This is a genomic window from Streptomyces sp. NPDC056361 (assembly GCF_042262805.1).
Taxonomy (GTDB): domain Bacteria; phylum Actinomycetota; class Actinomycetes; order Streptomycetales; family Streptomycetaceae; genus Streptomyces.
Genome location: NZ_JBHJQI010000258.1, coordinates 1 through 5,708, shown reverse-complemented (window position 1 = coordinate 5,708; position 5,708 = coordinate 1). Strand labels below are relative to the sequence as shown.

General features: G+C 69.4%; 6 protein-coding genes and 5 tRNA genes. 10 read left to right on the top strand and 1 reads right to left on the bottom strand.

Features of this window, described 5'->3' with window-relative positions:
* The first annotated feature begins 93 nt into the window (after window positions 1-93).
* The 6 genes from ACFCY7_RS39530 to ACFCY7_RS39505 all read left to right on the top strand — a co-directional run bounded on the left by ACFCY7_RS39530 (window position 94) and on the right by ACFCY7_RS39505 (window position 1,453).
* Entirely contained in the window at window positions 94-816 is a 723-nt protein-coding gene (locus ACFCY7_RS39530) for an HAD family hydrolase (protein ID WP_376490916.1), read from the top strand.
* Window positions 817-910: 94 nt separating this feature from the next.
* A tRNA-Gln gene (locus ACFCY7_RS39525) sits at window positions 911-982 on the top strand.
* Window positions 983-1,024: 42 nt separating this feature from the next.
* Window positions 1,025-1,097 (top strand) — tRNA-Glu (locus ACFCY7_RS39520).
* 84 nt (window positions 1,098-1,181) lie between these two features.
* Window positions 1,182-1,254, top strand: a tRNA-Glu gene (locus ACFCY7_RS39515).
* A 14-nt stretch (window positions 1,255-1,268) separates the two neighbouring features.
* Window positions 1,269-1,340, top strand: a tRNA-Gln gene (locus ACFCY7_RS39510).
* Window positions 1,341-1,380: 40 nt separating this feature from the next.
* Window positions 1,381-1,453, top strand: a tRNA-Glu gene (locus tag ACFCY7_RS39505).
* 147 nt (window positions 1,454-1,600) lie between these two features.
* Here ACFCY7_RS39505 and ndgR read toward each other — a convergent pair.
* Window positions 1,601-2,317, bottom strand: a complete 717-nt coding sequence (gene ndgR, locus ACFCY7_RS39500; RefSeq protein ID WP_017235973.1) for an IclR family transcriptional regulator NdgR — start codon at window positions 2,315-2,317, stop codon at window positions 1,601-1,603.
* Between the two features lie 140 nt (window positions 2,318-2,457).
* Between ndgR and leuC the strand changes: the two genes are divergently transcribed.
* The 4 genes from leuC to ACFCY7_RS39480 all read left to right on the top strand — a co-directional run bounded on the left by leuC (window position 2,458) and on the right by ACFCY7_RS39480 (window position 5,659).
* The gene (gene leuC, locus ACFCY7_RS39495) at window positions 2,458-3,882 is read left to right on the top strand and encodes a 3-isopropylmalate dehydratase large subunit (protein WP_376490915.1); all 1,425 of its coding nucleotides are present in this window, start codon (window positions 2,458-2,460) and stop codon (window positions 3,880-3,882) included.
* 6 nt (window positions 3,883-3,888) lie between these two features.
* Window positions 3,889-4,482 (top strand): 3-isopropylmalate dehydratase small subunit, encoded by a 594-nt coding sequence (gene leuD / locus ACFCY7_RS39490; protein ID WP_376490914.1) that lies wholly within the window; start codon window positions 3,889-3,891, stop codon window positions 4,480-4,482.
* Window positions 4,483-4,586: 104 nt separating this feature from the next.
* Window positions 4,587-4,814, top strand: a complete 228-nt coding sequence (locus ACFCY7_RS39485) for a hypothetical protein (RefSeq protein WP_030206244.1) — start codon at window positions 4,587-4,589, stop codon at window positions 4,812-4,814.
* Window positions 4,815-4,957: 143 nt separating this feature from the next.
* Window positions 4,958-5,659 (top strand): HU family DNA-binding protein, encoded by a 702-nt coding sequence (locus ACFCY7_RS39480; RefSeq protein WP_376490913.1) that lies wholly within the window; start codon window positions 4,958-4,960, stop codon window positions 5,657-5,659.
* The last annotated feature ends 49 nt before the right edge of the window (window positions 5,660-5,708 follow it).

Sequence of the window (5,708 nt, the reverse complement as noted above, 5' to 3'; positions counted from 1 at the left end):
GCGACCGGTACCCCCGGTCGCCGCCCCCACGGGCGTTCCGGGGCCCGGGGAAAAGGCCCCCGCGGGCCGGGGGAGCGGCGGTACGGTCGTGCCATGGCCATCCGAGCGGTCCTCTGGGACGTGGACGACACGATCTTCGACTACGAGAGCGCCGACCGCGCCGGGATGCGCGGCCACCTGACGGCCGAGGGACTCCTCGACGGATACGACTCCGTGGACCAGGCCCTGGACCGCTGGAAGGAGCTCACGCTCCTGCACTGGCGCCGCTTCGAGATCGAGGGCGGCGACTTCCAGGACCAGCGGCGGGCCAGGGTCCGCGACTTCCTCGGCGCGCCCGGGCTCTCGGCCGCCGGCGCCGACGACTGGTTCGACCGGTACGTCGCCCACTACGAGGCAGCCTGGGAGCTCTTCCCCGACGCGCTGCCCGTCCTCGACCTGCTCGCGGGTGACTACCGTCACGCCGTGCTGTCGAACTCCAGCATCCACGCCCAGGAGCCCAAGCTCCGGGCGCTGGGCGTGCGCGACCGGTTCGAGGCCGTCCTGTGCGCCGCCGAGCTCGGCTTCGCCAAGCCGGCCCCGGAGGCCTTCCACGCCGCCTGCACCGCCCTCGGCCTGCCCCCGGAGGAGATCGCGTACGTCGGCGACCAGCCCGACACCGACGCGCGGGGCGCGGCGGAGGCGGGGCTCCTCGGCATCTGGCTGGACCGCGCGGACACCGGCGGCCGACCCGAGCTGCGACGGATCACGGACCTCCGCCAGCTCCCCGCCCTGCTCCGCGGGCATACCCGTTTTGGAGCACCGTCCACCTTCGGGTAATGTTCTTTCTGCGCCGAGGGGAACAAGCCGAAAGGCAAGAACCCGGAAAGCGCAAGCCGAGCAAGATCCTCCCTGGTGGGGGACGTTGTCCCGGTGGCCTATGGTGTAATTGGCAGCACGACGGTTTCTGGTTCCGTTAGTCTTGGTTCGAGTCCAGGTAGGCCAGCTCGCAGAGCTTTATCTGCAACCTGTGGATGGCATCCACAAAGCCCCCGTTGTGTAGCGGCCTAGCACGCCGCCCTCTCAAGGCGGTAGCGCCGGTTCGAATCCGGTCGGGGGTACAGATCCATCCTGCGGATCACTTGGGTAGCTCCCGGTGAGTCCGCGGTGACATCACCCGGCTCATGTCGGGTGGGATCGCTAGGGCCCCCGTTGTGTAGCGGCCTAGCACGCCGCCCTCTCAAGGCGGTAGCGCCGGTTCGAATCCGGTCGGGGGTACGGTGCAATCACCATGGCCTATGGTGTAATTGGCAGCACGACGGTTTCTGGTTCCGTTAGTCTTGGTTCGAGTCCAGGTAGGCCAGCTCGCAGAGCTCATCTGCAACCGCGGATCTGATCCGCAAGGCCCCCGTTGTGTAGCGGCCTAGCACGCCGCCCTCTCAAGGCGGTAGCGCCGGTTCGAATCCGGTCGGGGGTACAAAACGAAGAAGCCCTTCCCTTCGGGGGAGGGCTTCTTCGCTGTTCGCCGCCGGACGCGGACTCCGTACCGTGCGCGGACACAACTCCGGCCCACCGCTGCGGCGTTGAAGCGGTGGGCCGGGGGCGAACAGAGGGACGGAGGAGGTCAGCCGTTGCGGCGGAGCGCCTCGGAGAGGCGGGCTGCCGCGTCGATGACCGCCTGGGCGTGCATGCGGCCCGGGTGGCGCGTCAGGCGCTCGATCGGACCCGAGACCGACACGGCGGCCACCACGCGGTTGGACGGCCCCCGGACGGGCGCGGAGACGGACGCGACGCCCGGCTCCCGCTCACCGATCGACTGGGCCCAGCCGCGACGCCGTACGCCCGACAGGGCCGTCGCCGTGAAGCGGGCGCCCTGGAGGCCGCGGTGCAGCCGCTCGGGCTCCTCCCAGGCCATCAGGATCTGCGCCGAGGAGCCGGCCTTCATGGTCAGCGTCGAGCCGACCGGCACGGTGTCCCGCAGGCCGGAGAGGCGCTCGGCCGCCGCCACGCAGATGCGCATGTCGCCCTGCCGGCGGTAGAGCTGGGCGCTCTCGCCCGTGACGTCGCGCAGATGCGTCAGCACGGGGCCGGCGGTCGCGAGCAGGCGGTCCTCGCCGGCCGCGGCCGCGAGCTCCGACAGGCGCGGTCCGAGGATGAACCGGCCCTGCATGTCACGCGCCACCATCCGGTGGTGCTCCAATGCCACGGCCAGTCGGTGTGCCGTGGGTCGTGCGAGTCCCGTCGCCGCGACCAGTCCTGCGAGGGTGGCCGGACCGGACTCCAGGGCGCTCAGGACAAGGGCTGCCTTGTCGAGAACGCCTACGCCGCTAGAGTTGTCCATGCAACGATATTCGCGTCTCACTCTGTGAAACGCAAGTTCAATTTTCCGAGGACCTTGGCACTCTGGTGAGGCGGCCGCACAACGGCCCGCGAAACGGGTCTCTAGTTGTGCCGGCGTAGACGTCGGCCGGAGGGAAAGCGATGGGTAGGACACTCGCGGAGAAGGTCTGGGACGACCATGTCGTCCGGCGCGCCGAGGGCGAGCCCGACCTCCTCTTCATCGATCTGCACCTGCTGCACGAGGTGACCAGCCCCCAGGCCTTCGACGGCCTGCGCCAGAACGGCCGGCAGGTGCGGCGCCTCGACCTCACCATCGCCACCGAGGACCACAACACCCCGACCCTCGACATCGACAAGCCGATCGCCGACCCGGTCTCCCGCGCACAGCTGGAGACCCTCCGGAAGAACTGTGCCGAGTTCGGCGTCCGGCTGCACCCGCTGGGCGACGTCGAGCAGGGCGTCGTCCACGTCGTGGGCCCCCAGCTGGGTCTGACCCAGCCCGGCACCACCGTCGTCTGCGGTGACTCCCACACCTCCACGCACGGCGCCTTCGGCGCGCTGGCGTTCGGCATCGGCACCAGCCAGGTCGAACACGTGCTCGCCACCCAGACGCTGCCGCTGGCCCGCCCGAAGACCATGGCCATCACGATCGACGGCGAACTGCCCGAGGACGTCACCGCCAAGGACCTGATCCTGGCGATCATCGCCAAGATCGGCACCGGCGGCGGCCAGGGCTACATCCTGGAGTACCGCGGCTCCGCCATCGAGAAGCTCTCGATGGAGGCCCGGATGACCATCTGCAACATGTCGATCGAGGCCGGCGCCCGTGCGGGCATGATCGCCCCCGACGAGACCACCTTCGCCTACCTGGAGGGTCGTGCCCACGCCCCCGAGGGCGAGGACTGGGACGCCGCCGTCGCGTACTGGAAGACCCTGAAGTCCGACGAGGACGCGGTCTTCGACGCCGAGGTCGTCATCGACGCCGCCTCGCTGGCGCCGTTCGTCACCTGGGGCACCAACCCCGGCCAGGGCGCGCCGCTTTCGGCGAACGTCCCCGACCCGGCTTCGTACGAAGACGCTTCGGAGCGCCTGGCCGCCGAAAAGGCCCTGGAGTACATGGGGTTGACCGCCGGACAGCCGCTGCGCGACATCAAGGTCGACACCGTCTTCGTAGGCTCCTGCACCAACGGCCGCATCGAGGACCTGCGCAACGCGGCCTCCCTGCTGGAGGGCCGCCGGGTCGCCGACGGCGTCCGCATGCTGGTCGTCCCCGGCTCGGTCCGGGTCGCCCTGCAGGCCGTGGAGGAGGGCCTGGACAAGGTCTTCAAGGAGGCCGGCGCCGAATGGCGGCACGCGGGCTGCTCGATGTGCCTGGGCATGAACCCCGACCAACTGGCCCCCGGTGAGCGCTCCGCGTCCACCTCCAACCGCAACTTCGAGGGCCGGCAGGGCAAGGGCGGCCGCACCCACCTGGTCTCGCCCCAGGTCGCCGCCGCCACCGCCGTCCTGGGCCACCTGGCCTCCCCGGCCGATCTGTCCGACGTCGCCACCACCGCGGGGGTCTGAGGAACCATGGAAGCTTTCACCACGCACACCGGCCGGGCCGTCCCGCTGCGCCGCAGCAACGTCGACACCGACCAGATCATCCCGGCGCACTGGCTGAAGAAGGTCACCCGCGACGGCTTCGAGGACGGCCTCTTCGAGGCCTGGCGCAAGGACTCCGAGTTCGTCCTCAACCGCCCCGAGCGGCAGGGCGCCTCGGTCCTGGTCGCCGGCCCCGACTTCGGCACCGGCTCCTCCCGTGAGCACGCCGTCTGGGCGCTCCAGAACTACGGCTTCCAGGCGGTCATCTCCGCCCGCTTCGCCGACATCTTCCGCGGCAACTCGCTGAAGAACGGCCTGCTGACCGTCGTCCTGCCGCAGGAGACGGTGGACGCGCTCTGGGAGCTGACCGAGGCCGACCCGACCGCCGAGATCACCGTCGACCTGGAGCGCCGCAAGGTCCTGGCCGCCGGGATCGACGCCGACTTCGAGCTCGACGAGAACGCCCGCTGGCGTCTGCTGAACGGCCTCGACGACATCAGCCTCACCCTTCAGAACGAAGCCGACATCGCCGCCTACGAGGCGGCGAGGCCGGCCTTCAAGCCCCGTACAATTACGGTCTGAGCAGCGCTTTTCCAAGACTGCGCCCCCCACCTCACGGTGGGGGGCGCAGTCGCTTGTTGGGACCCTGTCGGGCGACAACTCGCCCTAGATGGCACAATCGGTGCATGGAACGCGACAGCCAACTCGAGCTCTACGAGGCAGTCGCCGCCCGATTGAAGGAAGCGCACACAAGGGTGCGCTCACTGCAAGTCCCGGAGGGCGTAAGGATGGCGCTGTCCCGGAAGCTGCTGGTCGTGACGGCAGCGGCGAAGCACGATCTCAAGGACGCGGCAGCGCGTCTGGACCGGTTGATGAAGGACCTCGACGAGGGCCGATTCCCAGAGGACGACTGACACCAGGAACTCCGCAGCGGCTCTTCTGCGTTGCGGCACTAGGGTGATTAGCCCGTTTCGTGTTTGATTTGCGGTATATACATGCCTAACGTGCGAAAAAGCTTGAACACTTTCGTTCTGGCAATGTCTCCGAAGGGGAAGACGTGAACAAGGCGCAGCTCGTAGAAGCGATTGCCGACAAGATGGGCGGTCGCCAGCAGGCCGCCGAAGCCGTCGACCACGTGCTCGACGCCATCGTGCGTGCCGTGGTCGGTGGCGACCGGGTCTCGGTCACGGGCTTCGGCTCGTTCGAGAAGGTCGACCGTCCGGCCCGCTACGCCCGCAACCCCCAGACGGGTGAGCGCGTGCGGGTCAAGAAGACCTCGGTCCCGCGCTTCCGTGCAGGTCAGGGCTTCAAGGACCTGGTCAGCGGCTCGAAGAAGCTCCCCAAGGGAGGCGAGGTCTCCGTCAAGAAGGCGCCCAAGGGCAGCCTCACCGGTGGCGCCTCCGCGACGGTGAAGAAGGCCGCCGCGAAGAAGGCCACCACCGCCAAGAGGGCCGCCGCGAAGAAGGCGACCCCGGCGAAGAAGGTCACGACGGCCGCCGCGAAGAAGGCGACGCCGGCGAAGAAGGTCACGACGGCCGCCGCGAAGAAGGCGACGCCGGCGAAGAAGGCCACCACCACGGCCGCCGCGAAGAAGGCGACCCCGGCCAAGAAGGCCACCACGGCCGCCGCCAAGAAGGTCACCAAGGCCGCGGCGAAGAAGACCGCGCCGGCGGCCAAGAAGGCCACGGCGACGAAGGCGCCCGCCAAGAAGACGACGGCGCGCAAGACGACCGCCAAGAAGGCCGCCGCCAAGAAGTAACGACGTGCGGTACACATCCGCCGGGCCGGGCTCCCCCCAGGGAGCCCAG